We start from the raw sequence: 24,826 nt of genomic DNA, 5'->3' as shown, positions 1-24,826 counted from the left end.
CAAAAGCCCTTGCAGCACAATGGGAACCGGGAGTTTTTGGAGGTCGGGGCAACAGCCCCGCCAGAACGCTATTTCTTGGCTTCGCCGCGAACCTGTTTGGCGATCCGGTCAAGCACAGCGTTGACCAATTTTGGCTCGTCGTCGCTGAAGAAGGCCTGGGCGATCTCGACGTATTCCGTCACGATGACTGCGACCGGAACGTCCTTGCGATCCAGGATCTCGAACACGCCGGCACGCAGGATCGCGCGGACGGTGCTATCGAGACGCGACAGCGCCCAGTCGTCCTGCAGCGCGGACGCGATCAGCGGGTCCAGACGACGCTGCTCTCGCACGACGCCTGAGACGATGGAGCGGAACCAGGAGGGGTCGGCCTTCAGGTAGGTCTCGCCGTCGAGTTCCTGGCCGAGGCGATGCGCCTCGTATTCGGCCACGATCTCCAGCACGCCGGTGCCGCCAATATCCATCTGGTAGAGCGCCTGAACGGCAGCAAGGCGCGCAGCACCTCGCTGGTTCGCAGTCTTGACGGGACGCTCCGAGTTTTCGTTGTTCATTCGTTATGCACCCAATTTCTTCTTCAGCTCGATCATCGTGAGAGCTGCACGGGCGGCAAATCCGCCCTTGTCCTTGTCCGAACGGCGGGCACGAGCCCAAGCCTGATCGTCATTCTCAACAGTCAGAATACCGTTGCCTATGGCAAGGGATTCGCTCACGGCCAGATCCATCAGGGCGCGAGAAGATTCGTTCGACACGATGTCGAAATGATAGGTCTCGCCGCGGATGACCATGCCAAGAGCGACATATCCATCGTACTGCGTGCCTTCATTATCTGCTCCGTCGAGCGCCATGGCAATTGCCGCTGGAATCTCGAGAGCACCCGGGACGGTAACCACCTCATAGGTTGCCCCGGCCTCTTTCAAGGCGAAAGTCGCGCCTTCGAGCAGCGCATCGGCCATGTCGTCGTAGAAGCGTGCTTCAACGATCAAAATGTGGGGAGCGGTTTCTCGCGCCATGCTTCACCTTCGGAGCTAGAGGACTTCACTGTTTGGCAGGCCGCGGTCAAAACACGCCGCGACCGGAATGGCAAGCAAATTCGGATCACGGGTCCGATGCGAAATCCGGAATCGCGACAAGCACATGATGGACACTGCACACATCGGCCCGAGGCCACCGTTGTGCGGCGCCTCGAAAGTGGCGAATGAAGGGCAACCCGCATGAACAATTTGTAACCAAATTCCAGATAGTTATTGGTTGAAGGCGGACAATCCAGCTACCAATTTCAGCTGTGTAACGCTGACGATCCATTGCCGACGGCCGATCGTCAGAGCAGATGAAAGGATAGTTCCATGAATCGCGTTGCCGCCATCGCCTCCGCAGTCGTTACTCTTGCCTTCGCAGACGCCAGCCGTGCGGAAAGTCTCGACATGAACGCCCCATCAGGCATCGAGCGCACCCTCCGAACCTTCAGCGGCGCAAATCTCGACGTTCGGCAGGTTTACGATCACGGCGGATCAGGAAATATCGGTGACCCGAAATCCTTTGCCACACGCAGCGTCAATGACCTCCAAATGATCCGCGCCGCCATTGCTGTTAACAAGCCGCTCCTGCATCAACTCAACGCCAAAGGCGTGCTGCTCGGAAACATCGTCAACGTTGATCAGGCTGTAGATGGGGGTCTCACCGTCTACTATCGATAAACGCGAGGGCGGCGGCACAAGCTGTCGCCCGGCATGATGCTTTGCGGTTGTATTTTCTCGCAGGATGGTGCCTTTTCTCTGGAAACAGGAGGGAGACAATGTCCAGCGTATCGAGGCCCGTGATCAACATCGCCGATTTGAAGCTTGAGCACTGGAAGCAAGGAGACTTGTACGAGGGCACGGACGCCTCGTTCGGCTCGCTTCTCGGTCTCGCCGGCCTCGGCATCAGCTACAACGAGGTGCCGCCCGGCAAATCCAGCTGTCCGTTCCACAATCATCATGTAGAGGACGAGCTGTTCTTCGTTATCGAGGGCACCGGCGAGTATCGCTTCGGCCCCAATCGCTACGCTATCCGGAAGGGCGACACGCTCGGCGCTCCGTCCGGAGGACAAGAGACCGCGCATCAGATCATCAACACTGGTTCGACGCCTCTCATTTACCTCGGTATCTCGACCAAGGCGAAGACCGAGATCGTCGAGTATCCCGATTCAGGAAAATTTCTCGCCAAGACCAATCGCGACGAAGCGAACCGTTTTCGTTTCATGGGCAGAGGCAGCGGTAATCTGAACTATTGGGACGGCGAACCCGGCGCATGACGTCCATTCGAGAGAGCGTCTTCATGATGACCAGCATTCCGACCATCGAGACGAAGCGGCTGCTGCTGCGGGCACATACCGTCGACGATTTTGAGGCCTACCAGACGATGTGGAGCGACGAGGCCGTCGTCCGCTTTATCGGAGGCGTGCCGTCTACCCGTGAGCAAGCCTGGGCCCGGCTGCTGCGCGTTGCAGGCATGTGGCATCACATGGGCTTTGGATTTCTTGCGATCGAGGAAAAGCGGACCCGGCGTTTTGTCGGTGAAGCGGGCTTCCTCGACATGAAGCGGGACATGCAGCCGGTTTCCACCGAAGGCACGTTGGAAACTGGCTGGGGGCTTATGCCATTCGCGCAAGGCCGGGGCTACGCCAGCGAGGCGCTGACCGCCCTGATCGCCTGGGCAGAAGAACGGTTTCCCTCCAAGCCGATGACATGCATCATCGATCCGGGGAACGAGCCCTCGCTGCGCCTCGCGCGAAAGCTCGGCTTTCGCGAGGTCCAACGATGCAACTACAATGGAGAAGTCATTCTGCTTTCGCGGTCGGGAACTCGGCCAGCCTAGCAGCATAGCGGGCCATGGTGTCGACTTCGAAATTGACGAAGTCGCCGGCCTTGCGCTCACCCCATGTCGTGACCTCAAGCGTGTGACGGATCAGCAGAACATCGAAATCGGTACCGTCGACCGCGTTGACGGTGAGCGACGTGCCATCCAGGGCGATCGAGCCCTTGGGCGCAACGAACTTGGCAAGATGCTGCGGCGCGCGCAGACGAAAACGTGTGGCATCGCCCTCTTCGGTGACGGAGAGGATCTCTGCCTTGCCGTCAACGTGACCGGAAACGATGTGGCCACCGAGTTCGTCGCCGATCTTCAGCGAGCGCTCGAGGTTGATATGGCTGCCTTCCTTCCACGTCCCGATGGTCGTCAGGCGCAGGGCCTCTTCCCAGGCTTCGACCTCGAACCAGCGGCCGTTGCTACCATCACCAGGCAAGCCGGTCACCGTCAGGCAGATACCGGAATGCGAGATCGAGGCGCCCATGTCGATCGTCGCCGGATCATAGGCGGTGGCGACGCGCAGCTTGATGCCTTCCTTCAACGCGGAAACGGATTCGATCGTGCCGACGTCGGTGACAATTCCGGTAAACATCAAAGCTCTCTTTCGTATTCGTCCAGGCGGTCGTCGCCAAATATGAAGGTCCCCCTGTGCAGGAGGTCCGATGGCATATCGGTCTTCGTTACCGGGGATTCAATACCATCCTGCCCGATCACCTCGGGGCCCTGATAGAGGAGGATGCGATCGACATAGCCGGCATCGAGGAAAAGCTTCGCCGTCCGCGCGCCGCCTTCAACGACAAGCGAGGAAATGCCGCGCGACGCGAGCGCCGGCAGCAGCTCGTCCAGACGGTTGGGATTGCATTGGACCACCTCGACGCCCGCCTGATCCAGCGCGTCGCGGCGCGCAAGAAAGGCCTTGTCCTCGCTGTTATCGAAGCGCGGTGGCTCAGTCGCGACAACGATCAACGGCACTTGCCTGGCAGTTGCAACCAGCTTGCTGTCCAGCGGCAAAGAGAGATGTTCATCGAGCACGACGCGAACCGGCGAGCGCGTCTCAAGGCCAGGCGTGCGAACCGTGAGCAAAGGATCATCGGCGACCGCAGTACCGATCCCGACCAGAATCGCGTCGGCTTCAGCACGCAGCTTCTGGACTTCGGCCCGTGCGGCCGGACCGGTGATTGCAACCTGCCCCTCACCCCTCTTGCCGATCATACCGTCGGCAGAAACAGCAAGTTTGAGAGTCACATAGGGCCGGTTCTTCGTCTGGCGCGTGAGGTACGCGGCGAGCGAACGCCTGCCTTCCTCTTCGAGAATTCCGGACTCGACTTCAATCCCGGCGTCGCGCAGCATGGAGATCCCCTTGCCCGAAACGCGCGGATCCGGATCCGTCACGCTGATAACGACACGACCAACACCATAGGCAATCAGCGCCTCCGCGCAGGGCGGCGTCTTGCCGTAATGCGAGCAGGGTTCGAGCGTGACATAGGCGGTGGCGCCGCGTGCCCGTTCGCCGGCTTCGGCCAGGGCTTGCGGTTCGGCATGGGGACGCCCGCCGACCGCCGTCACCGCACGGCCGACGATCTGACCGTCACGCACGATCACGCAGCCGACTGAAGGATTGGTAGATGTCTGGCCGAGATGCAGGAGACCCAGGCGGATCGCCTCTTGCATGAAACGCGCGTCGTCTTCCGAAGCGCTCATGAGCTAGTTGTCCAGGGGATCGCGGGCGATCTTGGCGTTGATCTCGGAAATGACCTTCTCGAAATCCTCGGCGTGCGAGAAATCCCGATAGACCGAGGCATAGCGAACGAAGCCGACGTCATCCAGACTCTTCAACGCTTCCAACACCTGAAGGCCGATCTGCTCGGAGCTGATCTCGACCTCGCCCGAGCTTTCAAGCCGTCGAACGATACCGGAGACCGCGCGCTCGATGCGGTCGCGGTCGACCGGACGCTTGCGCAGTGCGATCTCGAAAGATCGCACCAGCTTGTCGCGGTCGAACGGCACCTTGCGACCGGTCTTCTTCGACACCATCAGCTCGCGCAGTTGCACGCGCTCGAAGGTCGTGAAGCGACCGCCGCAATCAGGACAAATGCGCCTGCGGCGGATGGACGTATTGTCCTCCGCCGGGCGTGAATCCTTGACTTGTGTGTCTTCCGATCCGCAGAATGGGCAGCGCATGCGCTATCCTTAGCCGATGTAATCGTACATTGGGAAGCGGTTGGTCAGGTCGACCACCTTGCCGCGAACGGCTGCTTCCACGGCTGCGTTCCCCTCGTCGGAATTGGCGACCTTCAGGCCGTCGAGAACCTCAACGATGAGATTGCCGATTTCCTTGAATTCCGCTTCCTTGAAGCCGCGCGTCGTGCCGGCCGGTGCGCCGAGGCGCACACCCGACGTGACGAAAGGCTTTTCAGGGTCAAACGGGATGCCGTTCTTGTTGCAGGTGACGTAGGCGCGCCCGAGCGCTGCTTCGGCACGCTTGCCGGTCGCGTTCTTCTTGCGAAGGTCAACCAGCATCAAGTGGTTGTCGGTGCCGCCGGAAACGACGTCGAGGCCGCCTGCGATCAGGGTTTCGGCAAGCGCCTTGGCGTTCTTGACGATCTGGGCCGCGTAGTCCTTGAACTCGGGCTGCAGCGCCTCGCCGAAGGCAACGGCCTTGGCAGCGATGATGTGCATCAACGGACCTCCCTGCAGACCCGGGAATACGGCCGAATTGAACTTCTTCGCCAGATCTTCATCGTTGGTCAGGATGACACCACCGCGCGGGCCGCGCAGCGACTTGTGGGTCGTGGTAGTCGCGACATGGCAGTGCGGGAACGGCGACGGATGCTGGCCACCGGCAACGAGACCGGCGATGTGGGCCATGTCGACCATCAGGTAGGCGCCAACCGAGTCAGCGATCTCGCGGAAACGCTTCCAGTCCCAGATGCGGGAGTAAGCGGTGCCGCCGGCGATGATCAGCTTCGGCTTGTGCTCTTCGGCCTTGCGAGCAACTTCGTCCATGTCGAGCAGATTGTCGCCTTCGCGCACGCCGTAGGACACAACGTTGAACCACTTGCCCGACATGTTGACCGGCGAACCGTGTGTCAGGTGACCGCCCGAGTTGAGATCAAGGCCCATGAAGGTGTCGCCCGGCTGCAGCAGCGCCAGGAACACAGCCTGGTTCATCTGCGAACCGGAGTTCGGCTGAACGTTGGCGAAGTTGACGCCGAAGAGCTTCTTGGCGCGCTCGATCGCGAGTTCTTCCGCGATATCGACGAATTGGCAGCCGCCATAGTAGCGCTTGCCCGGATAGCCTTCAGCGTACTTGTTGGTCATGATGGAGCCCTGGGCTTCCAGAACCGCGCGGGAAACAATGTTTTCCGAAGCGATCAGCTCGATCTCATGACGCTGGCGACCGAGTTCCTTTTGGATCGAGCCGAAGATTTCCGGATCGGTATCGGCAAGCGAGCGATTGAAGAAGGTCTGGGTGGAAGCATTGGTCATGGGCGGGCTCCTCAACTGGAATGCGCGAAGGTATTAGCGCCCTGCCCTGCCAAGGGCAATACGGAGAACGACATTTGCTAGGCAATCTACGCGCCGCGGGTTCCAGGCTCGATAGGACAACAAAAAACCGCGCCAGAGGGGCGCGGTTTCGAGAAAATCAAACGCGATCCAACTGACTCATTGAACCGGCTGCTCCGTGGTGGCGGTCGTGTCGAGCGCAAGCTCGGCATTGCCGTCGAGCTGGTAGATATCGTCGCGGAACTGCACGACGCCATCCGGCATGCCCCAAGCGGAAATGTAGACGAAGTAAACGGGCACTTCTTCGGCAAGCTTGATCGGTGTGTTGACGCGGGTCGTGATGACCTGCTCCATTTGCTGACGTGACCACGGCGGGGTCTCGCGCAGCAGCCAGGTCGTCAGGTCCCGAACGTTCTGGACGCGGACACAGCCAGAGGACTCAAAGCGCATCAGCTTGTTGAAGAGACCCTGCTGCGGCGTGTCGTGCATGTACTCGCCGTTCTTGTTGTAGAAGTTGATCTTCGTGGACGCCATGGCGTTGATCTTGCCCGGATCCTGGCGGAACATGAAATTCGGCGCCTTCTCCGCATTCCAGTCGACCGTTTCCGGCGCCACCTCGTTGCCCTTGCCATCGATCAGGCGAATGGCATTCTTCTCGAGGTAGGTCGGGTCCTTGCGCATCAGCGGCACGATGTCTTTTTCGACGATCGAGCGCGGTGCCGTCCAATAAGGATTGAGAATAACTTCGTAGATCTTCGAGTTAACGAGATGCGTCGGACGGCTAAGCCGGCCAACAACCGCGGCGTGGCGCGTCGCAACGCTGCCGTCTTCCACCGCCTCGACGTAAGCCGCCGGAATGTTGACCATCACATGGCGGCGTCCCAGCTCTTCCGGGAAGGTCTGAATCCGGATGAGGTTGGTGTTCAGTTGCTGCAGGCGAACATCGGCCGGAACGTTCATCGCCTTCAAGGTGAACTCGCCGATAACACCGTCAGCCGGAAGGCCGTGACGCGCCTGGAAGCGCTTGACGGCGCCGTCGACATAGGAATCGAACGCCGAAGACATGCCCGCCTCGCGCGGCAGGTCGCCGGTAATGGCCAAACGCTGGCGAAGCCCCTGGACGGCCGGGTCCGTCACGCCGATCTGCAGGCGCTGCTGGCTTGGGCTCACTTGAGGCCAACCGCCCGCGGAGGCGATCTGCTGATACTGCATGATCGCCTGCTGGATACTGGGCACCGACTGCGGTCCGAGAATCGGCGTGTTCGAAACGACGGCCGTCGCCGTACGGGATGCCGCCTTTGCATCGAATTGGTCATCCCAATCGCCGCGCTGCGGAGCATTAATGAGCGAATCGATCGCCGACTGCGCGAGTGCGGGGGTAGCCAATGCGCCCGCTCCCACCATTGCCGCAGACGTCAGAAACGCCCGACGAGAAAGAGCTTCAGTTCCGATTTTCTTCGACATTCATCCCAACCACTAAATTGCCGCTGCTTGAGAGACCGACGACCTTCGCTATCCCTGCGAGAGCGCAAATCCCTACCAACCCGTCGCCACGGCGCATTACACAATCTCTCTGCCGGCAATCACAGGATTGCGAGCAGGGAGCACGAGGTTATCGGACCTCAATTGGGGAAGCGCCATTTTGCCGTGCATTTCCGCTGACATGCTAATATGGCCAATTCGTGTCGCCTCGCACCACACTCAACCGTCGGTCGCAGACAACGCGGAAAAACCATATCGATCCACAGAATGTGGCGGTTAATAGCGGCTAAAAAACGGCTTGAATACAGGCGATTATGCTTGCCTGCCATGCGTTGCAAAGATGTCACGACAGCGTTGACGGAAGGTGCCTACTCGCGCCAGTGGTCGGCCACCCAAGGCGTTGGTCGGATGTAGTGGCGCAGATAACGAAACAGCGGCCTGTTGCGTCTTCGTTCGGGGTCGAACATGTGTCGGATATGATCCAGCGGCGGCGCCGCGCGGCCCTTCAACCCGAACCGTCCTTCGACCGCGAACTGCGGATGGAAGTCGCGTGGAAACAGGATCACCCGCGCATCACCCGGCAGGCGTGGCGTCAGGAAATAATTGAGCGGGAATGGCCAGCGGCAATCCTGCCTGAAATGGAGCACCCACCGACGCGGAAAGAACTTCGCGCCGCCGGGCGCATTTCTCGTCACAAAGCGCTGCTCGAATTCATATTCGTCAGCAACCCCTTGGGGATCGGCACGGAATTTTTCTTGCAAGGAAACCAGCTTGCCGACAGGAAAGCGGAAGAGAGATGTCTGTCCGAGGCGTTCAAACGGCGTCGTCTGGTTGCGCGACAGGATGACGTCGTCAGGACCGCCGACCTCGAAGAATGAGTCGAGGGAACCGACGATGACCAGATCGAGGTCGAGGAACAGCACTGGACCACTCAAACTTCCAAGCTTCGGCCCCCAAAGTCGCCCCTTGGGCCAAATACCCTTCGTTCTCACCGGCATGTTTTCGACATCCAGCGGCGGCAGGTCCTCGCAAAGGATCTCAGGATTTAGATCGCTGCGATTGTCGGTGAAGCAAGTGAAGGTGAAGGGAGGCGTGATATTGCGCTTCACCATGGCATAAAGACGGTTGATGAAGGGGGCACCATATTTCGTCCCCCAACTGATGCAGATGACCTGCTTCACCCCACCGCTCGCCGCCAAGACAGCTGACACCATGACCTGCAACTCCTGATTCACGCTAGAACCCCCAAAGGTTCGTGCGAAGTCATTAGCAAGTTGTCGGCCGAATATGTAGTCCCCCGCAACGGAGCGAGGAAACGCGAAAAGGGCGCTACGGAATACCGTTGCGCCCTTTCGTGCCTTGGAGGTCTGATAAGCCAGCAGGGAAGTTGGCTTACGAGATTACAGGCGGTAGAGGATCTGGTCGTTCCAGAAGCGGTCCAGACGGGTCAGCAGCTTGTTCATCTGCGTGAATTCGTCGGTACCGATGCCGCCGACCTTGTCGATCGAGCCTACGTGGCGCTCGTAGAGCTTGGCGACGGTTTCCGCGATGTCCTGGCCGGTTTCCGTCAGGCTGATGCGGACCGAGCGACGGTCGATGCGCGAGCGCTGGTGGTTGATGAAGCCGAGGTCGACGAGCTTCTTGACGTTGTAGGAAACGTTGGAGCCCAGGTAGTAACCGCGAGAGCGAAGTTCGCCGGCGGTCAGCTCGGAGTTGCCGATGTTGAAGAGGAGAAGTGCCTGGACAGCGTTCACATCGCTGCGACCCTGACGGTCGAACTCATCCTTGATGACGTCGAGCAGACGGCGGTGAAGACGTTCAACAAGATGAAGGGATTCCATGTAAAGATCACGGATGCCCTGTTCCTGCTGGTCACGGAAGTTCGATACTGCCTGCGGCTTGATTTTCGTGTTCATGATGACTGCCTCACTGTTTGTTTGGCGGTGTTGGTTTTCTTCCCGCCTTGAGACAGACCCTATCGAATACAAATAAAATTCTACTTAAACCGCAGGCTTAACAGTGCCTTACCGAATCTCCTAGATGTATCAGGGTAAATCAACGCTTACCTGCTGGCGCCGCTTTCGCTTCTCGTACCAGAGCACGGCGCGGAATCCCACGTAGACCAGAGCGACCGCAATATGCAGGAGAACGATCAGCCGGTTGGACCCGAAAACGTCCGGCATGAAGCCGTGCATGATGACCTGTCCGCCTGCCGCTAGCACCCAGATTACCGGGCCCCAGGAGACGGCCAGCCAAAGGCCGAGGGACGCAACAGGAAAGAGAACGGCAAGGCAGGTGCTTGCGACCTTCCAGGGAAGGCTGAGCAGGTCGAAGCGCCCTGCCCCCACCAGCGAGTAGCCGACAAGCATCGCCCAATACTGCAATCCAAACCAGAAGCAGGACATCGCGACCAGGCGCAAGAACAGGATGAACAGAACGCTGGTTAGCGTCGGCTTCGGTATCGTCGGAGAATCAGCGTCCATATCTAAAACAATAGGGTTGCAGTTGGGACTTCGCCAGCGGCTCGATTATTGCGGCCAATCGTCCGGTTTGGTTTTCGGCCGTGCCATGATAATGAGCGCATCGACAATTGGAATGGCAGAAAGCTGGAACGACCATGCAGGACAAGACGCATCTCGTCGACGACATCACCGGCCATCGGCGCATGCGCCGCAACCGCAAGGCCGACTGGACGCGGCGCCTGGTACAGGAAAACCGGCTGACGGTGGACGATCTGATCTGGCCGGTTTTCGTCGTTCCCGGCTCCGGCATCATCGAACCGATACCGGCAATGCCCGGCGTCAACCGGATGAGTGTGGATAAGCTCGTCGAAGCCACCAGGGAGGCGGCCGATCTCGGCATCCCGGCGATCGCGACCTTTCCGAACATCGAGATGGAACTCCGCGACGAAACCGGATCGAACAGTCTTGAGGCCAACAACCTGATCAACCAGGCGACGATCGCTATCAAGAAGGCAGTGCCCAATATCGGGGTCATCACGGATGTGGCGCTCGATCCTTTCACCAGCCATGGCCACGACGGGATCCTGCGACATGGCGAGATCGTCAACGACCAGACGGTCGATCAGGTTGCGCGCGCGGCCGTCATGCAGGCCAATGCCGGCTCTGACATCATTTCGCCGTCGGAGATGATGGACGGTAGAATCGGCGCCATCCGCCGCGCCCTTGACGCTGCCGGGCACCAGAATGTTGGTATCATGAGCTACGCCACCAAATTCGCCTCGGCATTCTATGGCCCCTACCGCGAGGCGATCTCGACCGGCGGGCTGCTCAAGGGCGACAAGAAGACCTATTACATCGATCCGGCAAACGGGACCGAAGCGATCCGGGACGCGGCGCTCGACGTCGAGGAAGGCGCCGACATGCTGATGGTCAAGCCGGGACTGCCCTATCTCGACATCTGTTGGCGCATGAAGGAGGCTTTCGGACTACCCACCTTCGCCTACCAAGTTTCGGGCGAATACACACAGATCAAGGCGGCCGCGATGAACGGCTGGATCGACGGTGAACGGGCGATGCTGGAAACCCTGCTTTCATTCAAGCGCGCCGGGTGTGATGGCGTCCTCACCTATTTTGCGGTCGAGGTGGCCAGGATTTTAGCCAAGCGCTGACTGCGCGCAAATATTGCATTTGCGGGAAGCGATACCATATCAGCGGCATCACTTTCTCGAAAGGAGACCGCAACAATGACGCTCACTCCCAACCCGCTTTATGCCGCACCGGACGAGTGGCGCGCCTACAGCGGCACGCTGAGCCGTCGTGTCTTCGCATTCATCCTCGATTACGTGATCGTTCTGCTGCTTTGCATCCCGGCAGCCGTCGTGCTTTTCTTCCTGTCGATCGTCACACTGGGGCTCGGATTCTTTCTCTATCCGGCCTTGTTCGTGATCGTTGCCGGCCTCTATTTCGGCTTCACCGTTGGCGGTTCCAGTCAGGCCTCGCTTGGGATGCGCGCAATGGGAATCGCAATCATCCGAGTCGACGGGCAGCGGATGGATTTTCTGACCGCCATCGTTCACCTGGCGCTTTTCTGGATCTTGAACTCCGTTCTGACGCCGCTGATTCTGCTGGTCGGCCTGTTTACCGAGCGCAGCCGGCTTATCCACGATTTTCTGGTCGGCACGGTCACCGTACGCACCGCCTAGATCGGGTCCTTACACGCTAAAATAAACGCGGCTGCTGGCCTTTGCTGGCAGCCTTTGGGCGCCATATCCAAAAGTATAACGGGCAACATCGGACAACAGAATGGCCGCGCTGTTGACGTTTTTTATTCTTAAGTCATCCTGTAGATAAGCAGCGAACCGAAGGAAATCTCCGGAACAGATGAATACGCAGACGACGCCCTCACCGCAGTTTTACCTGACTGCTCCGGCTGCGTGCCCTTATCTGGCCCACGAGATGGAACGCAAGGTCTTCACACATCTCGTCGGGCCGCGTGCAGCGGAGATGAACGATATCCTGACACAGGGCGGCTTTCGCCGATCGCAGAACATTGCCTATCGGCCAGCGTGCGAAGCCTGCCGTGCCTGCATCTCGGTGCGCATCCTCCCGCAGGAGTTCTTGCCGACAAAGTCGATGAAACGGGTTCTGGCGACAAACGACGATATCATCTCCACGGAGTTTCCTGCCCAGCCCTCCAGCGAGCAGTATTCGCTGTTCCGACGCTATCTTGATTTTCGCCACCAACAGGGCGGAATGTCCGACATGACTGTGCTCGACTACGCCATCATGGTCGAGGATACGCATGTGAACACCAAGATCATCGAGTATCGGCTTCGAAAGGAAGGGGCCGGGATCGAAGAGCGGCCGACGGGCGAACTGGTGGCAGCCGCCCTCACCGATACCATGAGCGACGGCTTGTCGATGGTCTATTCCTACTTCAACCCTGATATGGATCGGCGCTCGCTCGGGACCTTCATGATCCTTGATCACATCAGGCGGACAAAGGCTTTGGGTCTTCCGCACGTTTACTTGGGCTACTGGGTTCAAGGATCGCGGAAAATGGACTACAAGACTCGCTTCCAGCCGCAGGAGCACCTGACTTCGCGCGGTTGGGAACGTTTCGATCCCTCCGCATTGCCCGAAAGTACACGCTACTAAATGCTCCTCCCCTCCCTTTCCGATCATCGGAAGGGTCTGCTGCTGACAGCAATCGGCGGCCTGGCTCTTTCCATGGACATTCCCCTCGTGCGCCTTGCTCATGGAGACATGTGGTCGATCCTCGGCGCACGCAGCATCACGACCGTCGCCGTGACCGTGGTCCTGATCTGCCTCATCCGATACGTCAAGGGAACATGGCCAGTGCTTGTGCCCGGCAAACATGGCCTTGCAACGGGATTGCTCTACGGCTGCTCGACGCTGACCTTCCTGCTCGCCGTCTTCAATACGGCAACGGCGAATGTGGTCTTCATCGTCGCGTTCAATCCGATGTTCGGGGCCCTCCTCTCCTGGATATTCCTCAAGGAGCGCCCTTCGCTCTCCACGCTCGTTACCATGGCCGTCATGGTGTTCGGTGTTGGCTTGATCGTCCGTGACGGATTGGCCGGCGGCCATGTCTTCGGCGATGCCATGGCGCTGCTCAGCGCTTTCATCCTCGCGTCGGCGATCACAGTCGGTCGTGCATCGCGCCGAGACATGGGCTTCGTGCCGTTGCTTGCGGCCGCCATGCCTGCCATCCTCGGTTTTGCCAACGCTTTGCCGGCTGGACTCGTCATAGAGCATCCGGCGTGGATCGTCCTCAACGGCGCGCTGCTGATGCCGGTTGCGTTTTGGTGCCTTGCCACGGGGCCGCGTTACCTGTCGGCGCCGGAAGTCGGCATGTTCTACCTGCTCGAAACCATCCTGGCTCCGATCTGGATCTGGTTAATTTTCGCAGAAGCGCCGCCGACGATGACTCTCATCGGCGGCACGATCCTGGTCTGCGCGATTATGGCGCACTCGCTTTGGATGGTTCGGCGGAAACCTTCGCGACAATCTCTGGCACATTGACCACCTGCATGGCATCGAGTTCGCGCTCGAGCCCTTGCATGACGTGAACCCAACCCTGCCGCGTCTGCTCCTCGAACTGCCCCCATTCAGAGCACATTTCGTGTGAGAGCGTCAGCCGTGTGCCTTCTGCAAGGGGTTCGATGTCTATCTGGATTCGGTCCGCATTGTGATCATGCTCGGCTGCAGAGAAGCAGAAGACCATCCGTCGCGGACGACGCAGTTCCAGAAACACGCCGTAATGAACCGCATCACCAGTCGGACGCCGATCGATGACGAGAAAATGCCCGCCAACCTTCGGATCGATATCGGCGCGGATCACGCGGCCTTCATCGCTCGCGAAGAGAAAGCGTTTTGCAATCTGAGGGTTCAGCCATGCGTCATAGACAGCGCAGGGCGAGGCATTGAAAGTATGCGCAACATTCAAGGTGATGGTATTGCAAGCACTCATCAACATTCCTCCGTGATCGACATGATGCTCCCGAAAGCGCCACATTCGATCATTCCGTCCGCCTACGGAATGATGTCTGTCCATGTTGTGATTACAGGACAGAATTAGAGGAATTGCACCGCTCGCCAAGAGCGGCGCGCGGATTTATTTTTGCCTCAACCTGCGAACTTGCCGCTGCGCGGAAAACCCTTCGGAACGGTGCGACCGGCGGTCGCGCGATCGGCGAGCCATTCGGCCAGCTCGTCCTTGTTTTTCGTAAAGGTGCGGCCGGCACTATCTTCCCAGACGAGGCCGTCGGCAATGGCGAAGCAGCGCACATCGGAAATGCCGCCGTCCTTGTAGCGCTGCAGGCGGACGCCCTTGCCGCGCCCCATTTCAGGCACCTGCGCCAGCGGGAAGGCGAGCAGCTTGCGGTTCTCGCCAACGACAGCGACATGATCGCCGCTGACCGGAACAATCAGCTTCGTCTCCTCGGGCATGGAGACGTTCATGATCTGCTTGCCCTTGCGGGTATTGGCGACCATGTCGGTCTCGGCGACAACGAAACCGTTGCCCGCCGTCGAGACGATCAATTGCTTACGGGCCGGATCGTGCACGAACGCCGTCAGCACGTCCTGATCATTTTCCATGTCGATCATGATACGCAGAGGCTCGCCATGACCTCGACCGCCGGGCAGCTTGTCGCCACCAAGCGTGTAGGCCTTGCCACCCGTGGTGATGATCAGGATCTTGTCGGTCGTCTGTGCCGGGAAGGCAACCTTCAACGCGTCGCCTTCCTTGAAGGTCAGGGTCGCGGTGTCGGAGATGTGTCCCTTCAGCGCGCGGATCCAGCCTTTTTCTGAGACGACGACGGTGATCGGCTCCTTCTCGATCATCGCCTGCTGGATTGCCTGCTCATCAGCTTCAGGCGCGTCGGCAAACTGTGTGCGGCGGCGGCCGAGCTCGGTCGCCTTCGCGAACTTCTTCTTCACCTCGCCGATTTCCCAGGCGACCGTCTGCCACTGCTTGTCCTCGGATGCCAGCAGCGCCTCGATCTCGCCCTTCTCCTTGGTGAGCGCGTCGAATTCAGTGCGGATCTCGAATTCCTCAAGCTTGCGCAACGACCGCAGGCGCATATTGAGGATCGCTTCGACTTGGTTGTCGGTCAGCGACCAGCGCGCGATCATCACGGGCTTCGGCTCATCCTCTTCGCGGATGATGCGAATGACCTCGTCGATATTGAGGTAGGCGATCAGCAAGCCGCCGAGGATTTCCAAGCGACGATCGATAGCGGCGAGACGGAAGCGCGAGCGGCGCTGCAGCACTTCACGACGGTGGTCGAGCCACTCCTTCAGGACCTCGTTCAACGCCATGACGCGCGGGATGCGCCCCATGGAGAGAACGTTCATGTTCAGCGGGAAGCGACTTTCCAGTTCCGTCAGCTTGAACATCGATTCCATAAGGATCGTCGGATCGACTGTCCGGTTCTTCGGTACCAGCACGACGCGGACGTCTTCGGCGGATTCGTCGCGGATGTCCTCGAGCAAGGGCAGTTTTCGCGCCAACAGGAGTTCGGCGATCTTTTCGATCAATCGGGACTTCTGGACCTGGAACGGGATTTCGGTAACGACGATCTGATAACCGCCACGACCGAGGTCCTCGGTCTCCCACTTGGCGCGTGTGCGAAATCCGCCGCGGCCGGTCTTGTAAGCCTCGATGATGCTTTCGCGGCTGTCGATGATGATGCCGCCCGTCGGGAAATCCGGGCCGGGGATGAACTCCACCAGCTTTTCGACCGAAGCATCGGGATGCTTGATGAGGTGAAGTGCGGCGTCGCAGAGCTCGTGGACGTTATGCGACGGAATGGAGGTCGCCATACCGACGGCAATACCAGACGAGCCATTCGCCAGTAGGTTCGGAAAGGCGCCCGGCAGGACGACCGGCTCTTCGTCTTCCTCGTTGTAGGTCGGGCGGAAATCAACTGCATCCTGTTCGATGCCATCGAGCAGGAGACCGGCGACCTCGGTCATGCGGGCTTCGGTGTATCGATAGGCAGCAGCACTGTCGCCGTCGATGTTGCCGAAGTTGCCCTGCCCGTCGACGACAGGGTAGCGTTGCGAGAAATCCTGCGCCAGACGCACCAGCGCATCATAGACCGACTGATCGCCATGCGGGTGAAACTTACCGATGACATCGCCGACGATACGGGCACATTTCTTGAAGGCGGAATTGGGCCGGATGCCCATCTCGCTCATGGCGTGAATGATACGGCGGTGCACCGGCTTCAAGCCGTCGCGCACGTCGGGCAGCGCGCGGTGCATGATAGTCGATAGCGCATAGGCGAGATAGCGCTCTTCAAGCGCCGCCTTCAGATCGACCGGAAGGATACTGTCGTCGTCTCCGCCGGAGGGCGGCAAAATCTGTTGTCCCATATGTCCTGACTAGCCGAGATGTCCTATTTGAGCAAGGAATCCAAGCATTCGGGCTGTGGATGAAGTCTTGGAACGATGAGAAAAGAATGACAGTAGCTGCTTTGCCCGAATTTGGTCGTTCTTTCGTTTTCCCTTCAACACAAATTTAGAAATACACAAATATAAACCGCGATCGAACCGCAGTAGATCGGCTACGAACAGAGCCACCGCTACGCACCGCCACTAAGGGACCCAAGATGACTTTTTACCGGACGACACGGCTGATGCTTTCGGGCGCCGCTTTTCTTTCTCTCGCCGGCTCGGCCTTTGCCCTCGATGGCCAGGCTCTGCTGACGAAGATCAACGCCGCTTACAGCCAGCAGGGAGGCACGATCGTTGCCGATGGCGTCGATGTCGACGGCACGACGGTGACGCTGAAGCAGGCGAGCTTCAAGGCCAACAGCGGCGAAGCGGTGCAGATTGGCGACATCACGATGAAAGGCGTCGAGGAAGACGAAGACGGCGGCTACTATGTCGAGGAAGCATCCTTCCCGAACATCAGCGCTACGAACGAGGGCTCCACTTTCACAGCAACCGACCTGACGCTGAGCGGTATTTCGATCCCTGCCGATCCGAAGGGTGAAGGGCTCGACTCGATGCTGCTCTACGAGAGCGCCCACAGCGGTCCGGTGAAGGTTGTCCAGAACGGGGCAGAGCTGTTCTCGCTCGCTGAAAGCGACATGAACCTGACGCTTCGCGAAGACGAATCCGGCTTCGATTTTGATGGCGCTTTCAAGGGTCTCAAGGCCGATCTCAGCAAGACAACCGACGCGCAGAGCAAGGAAGCGATCGACAAGCTCGCGCTCCAGCACGTCCAGGGCGACATCACGATGAAGGGCGCCTGGGAGCTGACACCCGGCACGATCGACGTCTCCGAATTCGCCTTCGACTTCAACAACATCGGCAAGCTGAACCTCGCCTTTAAGATCTCCGGCTACACGATGCCTTTCATAAAGTCGCTGCAGGAGGCGGCCAAGCAGGCGGAAGCAAACCAGAACAAGGAAGAGGCGCAGCAGGCCCTCGGTCTGTCGATGCTCGGGCTGATGCAGCAGCTGTCGTTCGAAAGCGCCCAGATCCGCTTCGATGACGCTTCCATCACCAAACGCGCCCTCGACTACGCCGGCAGCCAGCAGAACATCTCCGGCCAACAGATGGCGGATTCGTTGAAGGCGATGACGCCGATCATGCTGGCGCAACTCAACATCCCGGAGCTGCAGAACGCCATATCGGCGGCTGTCAGCACCTTCCTCGACAATCCGAAGAACCTGACGCTCGCTGCCGCTCCGGCAAAGCCCGTTCCGTTCCCAATGATCATGGGTGCCGCGATGGGCGCACCGAATACACTGCCGCAAGTCCTCGGCGTGAAGGTGACCGCAAACGATTGATCTGAGCCTCTGGAACCCGGCGACCCGCTCTGCCGCTGGGTTCCTTTCTGTTTGGGCAACGGTCACGCAATGTAGCGGCGCAACTCATGGATTGCGTGGCTGGTCATTTCAGCCAGTTCTGAGGCCGTGGCGCCGTCACGTGCCTGGACCGACATGCCCTGGACGATCGCCCCCATAAAGCGGGCAAGCGATCGGGCGTTCGCGTCCTTGCTTATATCCCCCTCCTTGATGCCGCGTTCGATGCGCGCCACGAAAATGTCGAGCGTCTGCGTCCGCAGCGAGGAGACATATTCGGCAATGTCCTCATTCTCGGCCGCGCAATTCAACACAGCCGTCGAAATCATACAGCCCTTCGGATGGTCTGGCGCGGTGAAAATGGCGGCCGAGTTGTTCAGGAACCGCTCGAAGGCAGTGACGGTGTCGATCTCTGCCTGGAAAGGATTGCCGGGTTCGGGGCGCGGCATGCGGCGATATTGCGCGAGCGCCTCGCGATAAAGCTCCGCCTTGGAGCGGAAGGCCGCGTAGAGGCTCTGGGGCGTAATCCCCATCGAGGCAGTAAGATCGGCGATCGAGCTGCCGTCATAGCCGTGCTGCCAGAAGACGTCGCGTGCGGCGGAAAGCACCGTCTCGCGATCGAAGGCCGGCGGGCGGCCGCGCTTCTTCTGACCGCTATTTTTCCCGTCGTCGTTATTTTTCATAGTGATCACTCTAGAAATATCATTCGATCCAGTTTATTCAGGAACGATCATTGTGATTATAGGAGGCTTGATCCAATGAGTCTTCCCCTCGAAACCCAGCACACACAGCAGACTGCGGACCTCGCAAGGGCACTCGACACGGTGATCGATCGCACGATCGCAGCAAAACGTCTCGTCGGCGCGGTGGTCCTCGTTGCCCGCGAAGGCGTCGTCGTCTATCGTCGTGCAGCAGGCCTTGCCGATCGCGAAAAAGGACGGGCCATGGCCGAGGACACGATTTTCCGGCTCGCCTCGATCACAAAGCCGATCGTGACGATCGCAGCGATGCGGCTCGTCGAACAGAGCCGCATCAACCTCGACGATCCCGTGACCAAATGGCTGCCGGATTTCCGCCCGCGACTTGCGGACGGGACGGAGCCGGTCATCGCTATCCGCCATCTGCTCACTCATACCTCCGGACTCAGCTATGGCTTTGCCGAAGAGGATGGTCCTTATGCCAAAGCAGGCATTTCCGACGGCCTCGATCAACCTGGCCTGCCGCTGGCCGAAAACCTGAAGCGGCTGGCGAGCGTCCCTCTCCTCTTCGCACCTGGCTCACAATGGCAATATTCGCTCGCAATGGACGTGATCGGTGGCGTCATCGAAAAGGAGACAGGTGCCCCGCTCGGCGAAGCCGTGGCAAAGCTGGTGACGGAGCCACTCGGCCTTGCTGACATCGCCTTTGCCGTGCGTGATCACAGTCGGCTCGCTGCCGCCTATATGAACACCGCACCGGAGCCCGCGCTGATGGGCAAAGAAGCCTCCGTGCGGGCTCTGAACGGCTCTGTGCGCTTCACGCCGGACCGCATCTTCGATCCGGCCTCCTATCATTCCGGCGGCGCCGGCATGGCGGGAACAGCGGGCAACGTGCTGGCGATCCTGGAGACGATCCGCAAGGGCGGCTCGCCGCTTCTCTCTTCCGAAACAGTTAAGACCATGACGGCAGATCAGGCGAACGGCGTGCGCCAGCTTCTTGATCCGGGCGTCGGCTTCGGTTTCGGCTGGGCGGTGGTGACCGACCCGGTCTCCGCGCAGGTGCCGTGGTCGAAGGGGACGTTTCGCTGGGGCGGCGCCTACGGCCATAGCTGGTTTGTCGATCCCGCAAAGAAACTGACCGCCGTGGCGCTGACGAATACGGCGCTGGAGGGGATGTGGGGGCAATTCACGGTGGATCTGCGCGACGCGCTCTACTCGGCGATTTGAGTGCCAAGAAAAAGCCCGGCTCAGGCCGGGCTTTCTATGCCAGCTTTCTCAGTCCTTCTTGACCGGCGGGATCGGACGGATCGACAGTTCGCGCAGCTGCGTCGGCGTTGCCGGGGTCGGTGCGCCCATCAGCAGATCCTGCGCCTGCTGGTTCATCGGGAACAGCGAGATCTCGCGCAGGTTCTTGGCGCCGACGAGCAGCATGACGATGCGGTCGATGCCGAAGGCCATGCCGCCATGCGGCGGCGCACCGTACTGGAATGCGCGGTAGAGGCCGCCGAACTGCTCCTCGACCTCGGCCTGCGACTTGCCGGTCAATTCAAAAGCCTTGACCATGACTTCCGGCAGCTGGTTACGGATCGAGCCCGAGGCGATCTCGAAGCCGTTGCAAACCATGTCGTATTGGAAGGCCTTGATCGACAGCGGATCGCTGCCATTGAGCGCCTCGAGGCCTCCCTGCGGCATCGAGAACGGGTTGTGGGCGAAGTCGATCTTCTTCTCGTCTTCCAGCCATTCGAAGAACGGGAAGTCGACGATCCAGCAGAATTCGAAGCGATCACGGTCTACGAGGTTCAACTCCTCGCCGGCCCTCGTGCGGGCTTCGCCGGCAAACTTGTAGAACTTCGACGGATCACCGGCGACGAAGAAGCAGGCATCGCCATCATCGAGGCCGAGTTGGGTACGGATCGCGTCGGTGCGCTCCTCGCCGATGTTCTTGGCGAGCGGGCCGGCGCCTTCGAGCTTCTCGCCCTCCTTGCGCCAGAAGATATAGCCGAGGCCCGGCTGCCCCTGGCTCTGCGCCCAGGCGTTCATGCGGTCGCAGAACGCACGGCTACCGCCAGTCCTGGCGGGAATAGCCCAGACCTCGACCTTCGGGTTCGAGGCGATCATGTTCGCGAAAACCTTGAAACCGGAGCCGGCAAAATGCTCGGTGACGGCCTGCATCTCGATCGGGTTGCGCAGGTCGGGCTTATCGGAGCCGTACTTACGGATCGCCGTCTCATACGGAATGCGCGGGAACTTCTCGGTCACCGGCTTGCCTTCGGCAAACTCGACGTAGATGTCGCGAATGACCGGCTCCATCGTGTTCCAGACGTCTTCCTGGGTGACGAAGCTCATTTCGAGGTCGAGCTGGTAGAATTCGCCCGGCAGACGGTCGGCGCGCGGGTCTTCGTCGCGGAAACACGGCGCGATCTGGAAGTAGCGGTCGAAACCGGCAACCATCAACAGCTGCTTGTATTGCTGCGGCGCCTGCGGCAGCGCGTAGAAGGTGCCGGGGTGGATGCGTGACGGCACGAGGAAGTCGCGCGCGCCTTCCGGCGAGGAGGCCGTCAGAATCGGCGTCGTGTATTCGGTGAAGCCGACATTGCCCATTTCGCGACGCATGGCGGAGATAACCTGCGTGCGCTTGACGATGTTCTTGTGCAGGGTCTCGCGGCGCAGATCGAGGAAGCGATACTTCAGGCGAACGTCTTCCGGATAATCAGGCTCGCCGAAGACCGGCAGCGGCAATTCCTTGGCAGCGGAGAGAACTTCGATCTCCTGCGCGTAGAGTTCGATCTCGCCGGTCGCCATGTTCTTGTTGACGGTGTCTTCCGTGCGCGCCTTGACGAGGCCGTCAATGCGGATCACCCACTCGCCGCGGACCAGTTCAGCCTGCTTGAACGCGGGCGAATCCGGATCGGCAACGACCTGGGTGATGCCGTAATGGTCACGGAGGTCGATGAACAAAACGCCGCCATGGTCACGAACACGGTGGACCCAGCCGGAAATCCGGACATTGGCGCCGACATCCGACTTGCGGAGGGCTGCACATGTGTGGCTGCGATAGCGATGCATAATCTCAATTCCCGGTATCTGGCTTAAGACGGCGGCAAGGGGCTCTGATGGCTCTCCCGCACCGACAAGAAAATCGGGCGGAAAAGCGCATGGACGGTCTGATTTGTCAAGGGTTGGCACGCTAAGCATGCGCTTTGCGCCAGCTTTATGACAGGCCCGCAACCATGCGACCGCGAATACCCATGCGGCAGTTTGGCAACTCCCTACCATATTGCTGAAGCTCGCAGTCAACTTTAAAGAAGAGCAATATCCTCGCGCGGAGCCTCTACATGCCCCTTTTCACTCGCCGCAACCTGCTGAAAGCCTCGGCCGTTGCGGGTGCTTATGGCGTCGGTGTCGGAATAGCGGGGAAATTCGGGTTGGCGGAAGCGGCGCCGGAGCCGCAAGTGCTGAAAGCGTTAAAGACGACGGCCAGCCTCGCCGACTCCGGCATGACGAAAGACATCATGACTTGGGGCGACGCCGGCATGCCTCCGGTATTGCGAATGACGAAGGGCAAACCTTTTGCGGCAAGGCTGACGAACACGCTCGACGAGCCGACGACGATCCACTGGCACGGCCTGAGAATAGCGAACAAGATGGACGGCGTGCCGTTCATGACGCAGCCCTATGTCTATACCGGTGACAGCTTCGACTATGCCTTCACGCCGCCGGATGCCGGCACTTTCTGGTATCACCCACATTGCAACACGCTGACACAGATGGGTCACGGCATGACTGGCGTTCTCGTGGTGGAGGATCCAGACGATCCGGTATTCGACGCCGAGGTCGTGCTCAATCTGCGCGACTGGCGGCTCGGTGGCGACGGGCAGTTCATCGCGGCCTTCCGTCCGCGTGATGCGGCAAAGACCGGCACCTACGGAACAGTCAGGACGGCCAACTGGAACCAGGAGCCGCAATATGATGCGCCGGCCGGCGGCCTCATCCGGCTCCGCATTGCGGTGACTGACGTCACCCGCATCTTTTCCCTGAAGATGGAGGGCGCCGAGGCGACCGTCATCGCGCTCGACGGCAATCCTGTCTCGAAACGCTTTCCGCTCGATCTGCTGTTGATCGGGCCCGGTCAGCGCCTCGATCTCGCCGTCAGGATGCCAGACAGCGAGGGTGCCGTCGCCACACTCGAAGACATCAGGGGCACAATGCCGAAGACGATCGCCAAGCTTCGCGCCGTCGGAACCTCGTTGAAGCGCAATGTCGGCGATCTCACGGCGCTTGGCGAGAACCCGGTCGCTAAGCCCGATCTGTCTGCGGCACAGAAGATCCCGCTCATTCTCAGCGCTACGGCCGAGAGTGCGCCTGTCGACAGCATCTGTGGTACGCTGGGCTACAGCTTCTGGGCCATCAACAAGGTACCGTGGCCCGGCGACACGCCGGATCCGACCGCGCCGCTGGCGGAATTGAAGCTGGGTAAGAGCTACATCCTGCAGCTCGAGAACGTGACGCCGCACACGCATCCGATCCACCTGCACGGCATGAGCTTTACCGTGCTCTCGTCCTCGACACGGAAGGTCGAGCCGCTCGTTAGCGACACCTATCTCGTCCAACCCGATGAGAAAGTGCAACTCGCCTTTGTGGCCGACAATCCCGGCGATTGGTTGCTGCATTGCCACATCATCGAGCATCAAAAGACCGGCATGACCAGTTATGTTAGAGTTGTTTGACGGCTCTTTGCGGGTTCTAGTTGACATATCCGGCCGAAAGGAGAAGGAAGGTTCAACTATGTCTATCCTGCGAATGAATTGAGATGATCGAAACAACCGCCGATTTGGAGGCGGCCTGCAAAGAGCTGGCCAAGTCAGAATTCATTACCATCGACACCGAGTTTCTCCGAGAGACGACGTTCTGGCCGGAACTCTGCTTAATACAGATGGCAAGCCCAACGACGGAAGTGCTGGTCGATCCGTTGGCGAAGGGCCTCGACCTCAAGCCGTTTTTCGAGCTGATGGCCAATCCTGCCGTGCTCAAGGTCTTCCACGCCGCCCGCCAAGACATCGAAATCATTTACAACCGCGGCGGGCTCATTCCGCATCCGATTTTCGACACTCAGGTTGCCGCGATGGTGTGCGGATTCGGGGACTCGGTCTCCTACGACCAGCTCGTCAGCCGCACCAAGGGCGTCCAAATCGACAAGTCGTCGCGCTTCACGGACTGGAGCCGCCGGCCGCTCTCGGAAAAGCAGCTCGACTACGCGCTGGCCGATGTCACGCACCTCCGTGACGTCTACCTCTACCTCAAGGCCGAACTCGAACGCGAAGGCCGCTCCTCCTGGCTGCGGGAGGAGATGGATATCCTTGAGGCCCGCGAGACCTACGACCTGCATCCGGACGATGCATGGCAGCGGTTGAAAATGCGCCTGCGCAAGCCGCAGGAACTCGCCATCCTCAAATATGTCGCCGCCTGGCGCGAGCGTGAGGCCCGAAGCCGCAACGTGCCGCGCTCGCGCGTGCTGAAGGACGACGCGATCTATGAGATCGCCCAGCAGCAGCCGAAGGACGCCGAAGCGCTTGGCCGCTTGCGCACGATCCCCAAGGGTTGGGAACGGTCGGCCGCCGGCGCTGCCGTGGTCGAAGCCGTCAATGCCGCGCTTGCCTTGCCGAAGACCGAAATGCCGCACGCCCCACGGCAGGCACAGCCACCAGAGGGCGCCGCCGCCGCCGCCGAATTGCTGAAGGTCCTGTTGAAGCTGATCTCGGAAAAGCACGGCGTCGCACCAAAGGTGATCGCCAACAGCGAAGATCTCGACAAGATCGCATCTGAGGGCGAGAAGGCCGAGGTCGCTGCGCTTCACGGCTGGCGGCGGGAGCTCTTCGGCGAGCCTGCGCTGCAGCTTATCCAGGGCCAGGTCGCCCTTCGCTTCGTCGGTAAGAAGGTCGAGACGGTGGCGCTCTAGCGCCATCAAGCGGACGTTTTTGCGCGTATAGTC

Annotated in this window: 25 protein-coding genes; 11 read left to right on the top strand and 14 right to left on the bottom strand. The window is 59.9% G+C overall.

The window, feature by feature from the left end; all coding sequences use genetic code 11:
* Positions 1–68: 68 nt before the first annotated feature.
* Positions 69–551 carry a transcription antitermination factor NusB gene (nusB, locus tag FHX16_RS15015; RefSeq protein ID WP_183751440.1) on the bottom strand — a complete coding sequence of 161 codons (483 nt, stop codon included), beginning with the start codon at positions 549–551 and terminating at the stop codon, positions 69–71.
* 3 nt (positions 552–554) lie between these two features.
* A complete protein-coding gene (locus FHX16_RS15010) occupies positions 555–1,010 on the bottom strand; it encodes a 6,7-dimethyl-8-ribityllumazine synthase (RefSeq protein ID WP_016553506.1) in 456 nt (151 codons plus the stop codon).
* A 333-nt stretch (positions 1,011–1,343) separates the two neighbouring features.
* Here FHX16_RS15010 and FHX16_RS15005 point away from each other — a divergent pair, with 333 nt between their 5' ends.
* The 3 genes from FHX16_RS15005 to FHX16_RS14995 all read left to right on the top strand — a co-directional run bounded on the left by FHX16_RS15005 (position 1,344) and on the right by FHX16_RS14995 (position 2,853).
* Entirely contained in the window at positions 1,344–1,694 is a 351-nt protein-coding gene (locus FHX16_RS15005; protein WP_259129364.1) for a hypothetical protein, read from the top strand.
* A gap of 98 nt (positions 1,695–1,792) precedes the next feature.
* On the top strand, positions 1,793–2,290 hold the full coding sequence (locus tag FHX16_RS15000; RefSeq protein WP_259129361.1) for a cupin domain-containing protein: 498 nt from the start codon (positions 1,793–1,795) through the stop codon (positions 2,288–2,290).
* A 26-nt stretch (positions 2,291–2,316) separates the two neighbouring features.
* Entirely contained in the window at positions 2,317–2,853 is a 537-nt protein-coding gene (locus tag FHX16_RS14995) for a GNAT family N-acetyltransferase (protein WP_259129421.1), read from the top strand.
* On the opposite strand, the gene FHX16_RS14990 is transcribed toward FHX16_RS14995, so the two are convergent.
* From FHX16_RS14990 to FHX16_RS14955, 8 genes are all read right to left on the bottom strand, one after another.
* Positions 2,816–3,436: a riboflavin synthase gene (locus FHX16_RS14990; RefSeq protein WP_183751446.1), complete on the bottom strand. Its 621-nt coding sequence runs from the start codon at positions 3,434–3,436 to the stop codon at positions 2,816–2,818. The two genes, FHX16_RS14995 and FHX16_RS14990, sit on opposite strands and share 38 nt — an antisense overlap.
* Complete coding sequence (ribD, locus tag FHX16_RS14985) at positions 3,436–4,545, bottom strand: bifunctional diaminohydroxyphosphoribosylaminopyrimidine deaminase/5-amino-6-(5-phosphoribosylamino)uracil reductase RibD (protein WP_183859317.1); 1,110 nt, start codon at positions 4,543–4,545, stop codon at positions 3,436–3,438. Before ribD ends, FHX16_RS14990 begins: the two co-directional genes overlap by 1 nt.
* A gap of 3 nt (positions 4,546–4,548) precedes the next feature.
* A complete protein-coding gene (nrdR, locus tag FHX16_RS14980) occupies positions 4,549–5,025 on the bottom strand; it encodes a transcriptional regulator NrdR (RefSeq protein WP_007531462.1) in 477 nt (158 codons plus the stop codon).
* Between the two features lie 9 nt (positions 5,026–5,034).
* A complete protein-coding gene (gene glyA, locus FHX16_RS14975) occupies positions 5,035–6,333 on the bottom strand; it encodes a serine hydroxymethyltransferase (protein ID WP_183751450.1) in 1,299 nt (432 codons plus the stop codon).
* A 177-nt stretch (positions 6,334–6,510) separates the two neighbouring features.
* Entirely contained in the window at positions 6,511–7,815 is a 1,305-nt protein-coding gene (locus FHX16_RS14970) for a murein L,D-transpeptidase (RefSeq protein WP_114712245.1), read from the bottom strand.
* Between the two features lie 386 nt (positions 7,816–8,201).
* Positions 8,202–9,047 (bottom strand): glycosyl transferase, encoded by an 846-nt coding sequence (locus FHX16_RS14965; protein ID WP_183859319.1) that lies wholly within the window; start codon positions 9,045–9,047, stop codon positions 8,202–8,204.
* Between the two features lie 186 nt (positions 9,048–9,233).
* On the bottom strand, positions 9,234–9,749 hold the full coding sequence (gene ldtR, locus FHX16_RS14960; protein WP_183751452.1) for a transcriptional regulator LdtR: 516 nt from the start codon (positions 9,747–9,749) through the stop codon (positions 9,234–9,236).
* A 129-nt stretch (positions 9,750–9,878) separates the two neighbouring features.
* Complete coding sequence (locus FHX16_RS14955) at positions 9,879–10,316, bottom strand: DUF6163 family protein (RefSeq protein WP_183751454.1); 438 nt, start codon at positions 10,314–10,316, stop codon at positions 9,879–9,881.
* A gap of 134 nt (positions 10,317–10,450) precedes the next feature.
* Between FHX16_RS14955 and hemB the strand changes: the two genes are divergently transcribed.
* The 4 genes from hemB to FHX16_RS14935 all read left to right on the top strand — a co-directional run bounded on the left by hemB (position 10,451) and on the right by FHX16_RS14935 (position 13,841).
* Positions 10,451–11,464 (top strand): porphobilinogen synthase, encoded by a 1,014-nt coding sequence (hemB, locus tag FHX16_RS14950; protein ID WP_183859321.1) that lies wholly within the window; start codon positions 10,451–10,453, stop codon positions 11,462–11,464.
* A gap of 75 nt (positions 11,465–11,539) precedes the next feature.
* A complete protein-coding gene (locus FHX16_RS14945; protein ID WP_183859323.1) occupies positions 11,540–11,998 on the top strand; it encodes an RDD family protein in 459 nt (152 codons plus the stop codon).
* A gap of 178 nt (positions 11,999–12,176) precedes the next feature.
* Entirely contained in the window at positions 12,177–12,953 is a 777-nt protein-coding gene (locus FHX16_RS14940; protein WP_183751474.1) for an arginyltransferase, read from the top strand.
* On the top strand, positions 12,954–13,841 hold the full coding sequence (locus FHX16_RS14935; RefSeq protein WP_183751476.1) for a DMT family transporter: 888 nt from the start codon (positions 12,954–12,956) through the stop codon (positions 13,839–13,841). It abuts the gene before it with no gap.
* Here the strand turns inward: FHX16_RS14935 and FHX16_RS14930 are convergent.
* Together FHX16_RS14930 and parC are read right to left on the bottom strand one after the other, a co-directional pair.
* A complete protein-coding gene (locus tag FHX16_RS14930; protein ID WP_183751478.1) occupies positions 13,780–14,289 on the bottom strand; it encodes an SRPBCC domain-containing protein in 510 nt (169 codons plus the stop codon). The two genes, FHX16_RS14935 and FHX16_RS14930, sit on opposite strands and share 62 nt — an antisense overlap.
* Positions 14,290–14,444: 155 nt before the next feature.
* Positions 14,445–16,700 carry a DNA topoisomerase IV subunit A gene (parC, locus tag FHX16_RS14925; protein ID WP_183751480.1) on the bottom strand — a complete coding sequence of 752 codons (2,256 nt, stop codon included), beginning with the start codon at positions 16,698–16,700 and terminating at the stop codon, positions 14,445–14,447.
* 236 nt (positions 16,701–16,936) lie between these two features.
* Here parC and FHX16_RS14920 point away from each other — a divergent pair, with 236 nt between their 5' ends.
* A complete protein-coding gene (locus FHX16_RS14920) occupies positions 16,937–18,124 on the top strand; it encodes a hypothetical protein (protein ID WP_183859325.1) in 1,188 nt (395 codons plus the stop codon).
* Positions 18,125–18,186: 62 nt separating this feature from the next.
* Here FHX16_RS14920 and FHX16_RS14915 read toward each other — a convergent pair whose 3' ends face one another.
* Complete coding sequence (locus FHX16_RS14915; protein WP_183859327.1) at positions 18,187–18,831, bottom strand: TetR/AcrR family transcriptional regulator; 645 nt, start codon at positions 18,829–18,831, stop codon at positions 18,187–18,189.
* Between the two features lie 66 nt (positions 18,832–18,897).
* Between FHX16_RS14915 and FHX16_RS14910 the strand changes: the two genes are divergently transcribed.
* Complete coding sequence (locus FHX16_RS14910) at positions 18,898–20,064, top strand: serine hydrolase (protein ID WP_259129356.1); 1,167 nt, start codon at positions 18,898–18,900, stop codon at positions 20,062–20,064.
* Between the two features lie 48 nt (positions 20,065–20,112).
* On the opposite strand, the gene aspS is transcribed toward FHX16_RS14910, so the two are convergent.
* On the bottom strand, positions 20,113–21,903 hold the full coding sequence (gene aspS, locus FHX16_RS14905) for an aspartate--tRNA ligase (RefSeq protein WP_259129354.1): 1,791 nt from the start codon (positions 21,901–21,903) through the stop codon (positions 20,113–20,115).
* Positions 21,904–22,172: 269 nt separating this feature from the next.
* Here aspS and FHX16_RS14900 point away from each other — a divergent pair, with 269 nt between their 5' ends.
* On the top strand, positions 22,173–23,564 hold the full coding sequence (locus tag FHX16_RS14900; protein ID WP_259129352.1) for a multicopper oxidase family protein: 1,392 nt from the start codon (positions 22,173–22,175) through the stop codon (positions 23,562–23,564).
* A gap of 83 nt (positions 23,565–23,647) precedes the next feature.
* Positions 23,648–24,793, top strand: coding sequence for a ribonuclease D (gene rnd, locus FHX16_RS14895; protein WP_183859335.1), 1,146 nt, complete (start codon positions 23,648–23,650; stop codon positions 24,791–24,793).
* The last annotated feature ends 33 nt before the right edge of the window (positions 24,794–24,826 follow it).

The organism is Rhizobium sp. BK661, assembly GCF_024808825.1.
Taxonomy (GTDB): domain Bacteria; phylum Pseudomonadota; class Alphaproteobacteria; order Rhizobiales; family Rhizobiaceae; genus Rhizobium.
The sequence above is the reverse complement of the archived record's forward strand: the minus strand, read 5'-3'. Positions and strand labels throughout refer to the sequence as shown.

Bases quoted from the DNA above. Each gene is read 5' to 3' on its own strand.
- nusB (WP_183751440.1), bottom strand. From the start codon at position 551: ATGAACAACGAAAACTCGGAGCGTCCCGTCAAGACTGCGAACCAGCGA.
- FHX16_RS15010 (WP_016553506.1), bottom strand. From the start codon at position 1,010: ATGGCGCGAGAAACCGCTCCCCACATTTTGATCGTTGAAGCACGCTTC.
- FHX16_RS15005 (WP_259129364.1), top strand. From the start codon at position 1,344: ATGAATCGCGTTGCCGCCATCGCCTCCGCAGTCGTTACTCTTGCCTTC.
- FHX16_RS15000 (WP_259129361.1), top strand. From the start codon at position 1,793: ATGTCCAGCGTATCGAGGCCCGTGATCAACATCGCCGATTTGAAGCTT.
- FHX16_RS14995 (WP_259129421.1), top strand. From the start codon at position 2,317: ATGACCAGCATTCCGACCATCGAGACGAAGCGGCTGCTGCTGCGGGCA.
- FHX16_RS14990 (WP_183751446.1), bottom strand. From the start codon at position 3,436: ATGTTTACCGGAATTGTCACCGACGTCGGCACGATCGAATCCGTTTCC.
- ribD (WP_183859317.1), bottom strand. From the start codon at position 4,545: ATGAGCGCTTCGGAAGACGACGCGCGTTTCATGCAAGAGGCGATCCGC.
- nrdR (WP_007531462.1), bottom strand. From the start codon at position 5,025: ATGCGCTGCCCATTCTGCGGATCGGAAGACACACAAGTCAAGGATTCA.
- glyA (WP_183751450.1), bottom strand. From the start codon at position 6,333: ATGACCAATGCTTCCACCCAGACCTTCTTCAATCGCTCGCTTGCCGAT.
- FHX16_RS14970 (WP_114712245.1), bottom strand. From the start codon at position 7,815: ATGTCGAAGAAAATCGGAACTGAAGCTCTTTCTCGTCGGGCGTTTCTG.
- FHX16_RS14965 (WP_183859319.1), bottom strand. From the start codon at position 9,047: ATGGTGTCAGCTGTCTTGGCGGCGAGCGGTGGGGTGAAGCAGGTCATC.
- ldtR (WP_183751452.1), bottom strand. From the start codon at position 9,749: ATGAACACGAAAATCAAGCCGCAGGCAGTATCGAACTTCCGTGACCAG.
- FHX16_RS14955 (WP_183751454.1), bottom strand. From the start codon at position 10,316: ATGGACGCTGATTCTCCGACGATACCGAAGCCGACGCTAACCAGCGTT.
- hemB (WP_183859321.1), top strand. From the start codon at position 10,451: ATGCAGGACAAGACGCATCTCGTCGACGACATCACCGGCCATCGGCGC.
- FHX16_RS14945 (WP_183859323.1), top strand. From the start codon at position 11,540: ATGACGCTCACTCCCAACCCGCTTTATGCCGCACCGGACGAGTGGCGC.
- FHX16_RS14940 (WP_183751474.1), top strand. From the start codon at position 12,177: ATGAATACGCAGACGACGCCCTCACCGCAGTTTTACCTGACTGCTCCG.
- FHX16_RS14935 (WP_183751476.1), top strand. From the start codon at position 12,954: ATGCTCCTCCCCTCCCTTTCCGATCATCGGAAGGGTCTGCTGCTGACA.
- FHX16_RS14930 (WP_183751478.1), bottom strand. From the start codon at position 14,289: ATGAGTGCTTGCAATACCATCACCTTGAATGTTGCGCATACTTTCAAT.
- parC (WP_183751480.1), bottom strand. From the start codon at position 16,700: ATGGGACAACAGATTTTGCCGCCCTCCGGCGGAGACGACGACAGTATC.
- FHX16_RS14920 (WP_183859325.1), top strand. From the start codon at position 16,937: ATGACTTTTTACCGGACGACACGGCTGATGCTTTCGGGCGCCGCTTTT.
- FHX16_RS14910 (WP_259129356.1), top strand. From the start codon at position 18,898: ATGAGTCTTCCCCTCGAAACCCAGCACACACAGCAGACTGCGGACCTC.
- aspS (WP_259129354.1), bottom strand. From the start codon at position 21,903: ATGCATCGCTATCGCAGCCACACATGTGCAGCCCTCCGCAAGTCGGAT.
- FHX16_RS14900 (WP_259129352.1), top strand. From the start codon at position 22,173: ATGCCCCTTTTCACTCGCCGCAACCTGCTGAAAGCCTCGGCCGTTGCG.
- rnd (WP_183859335.1), top strand. From the start codon at position 23,648: ATGATCGAAACAACCGCCGATTTGGAGGCGGCCTGCAAAGAGCTGGCC.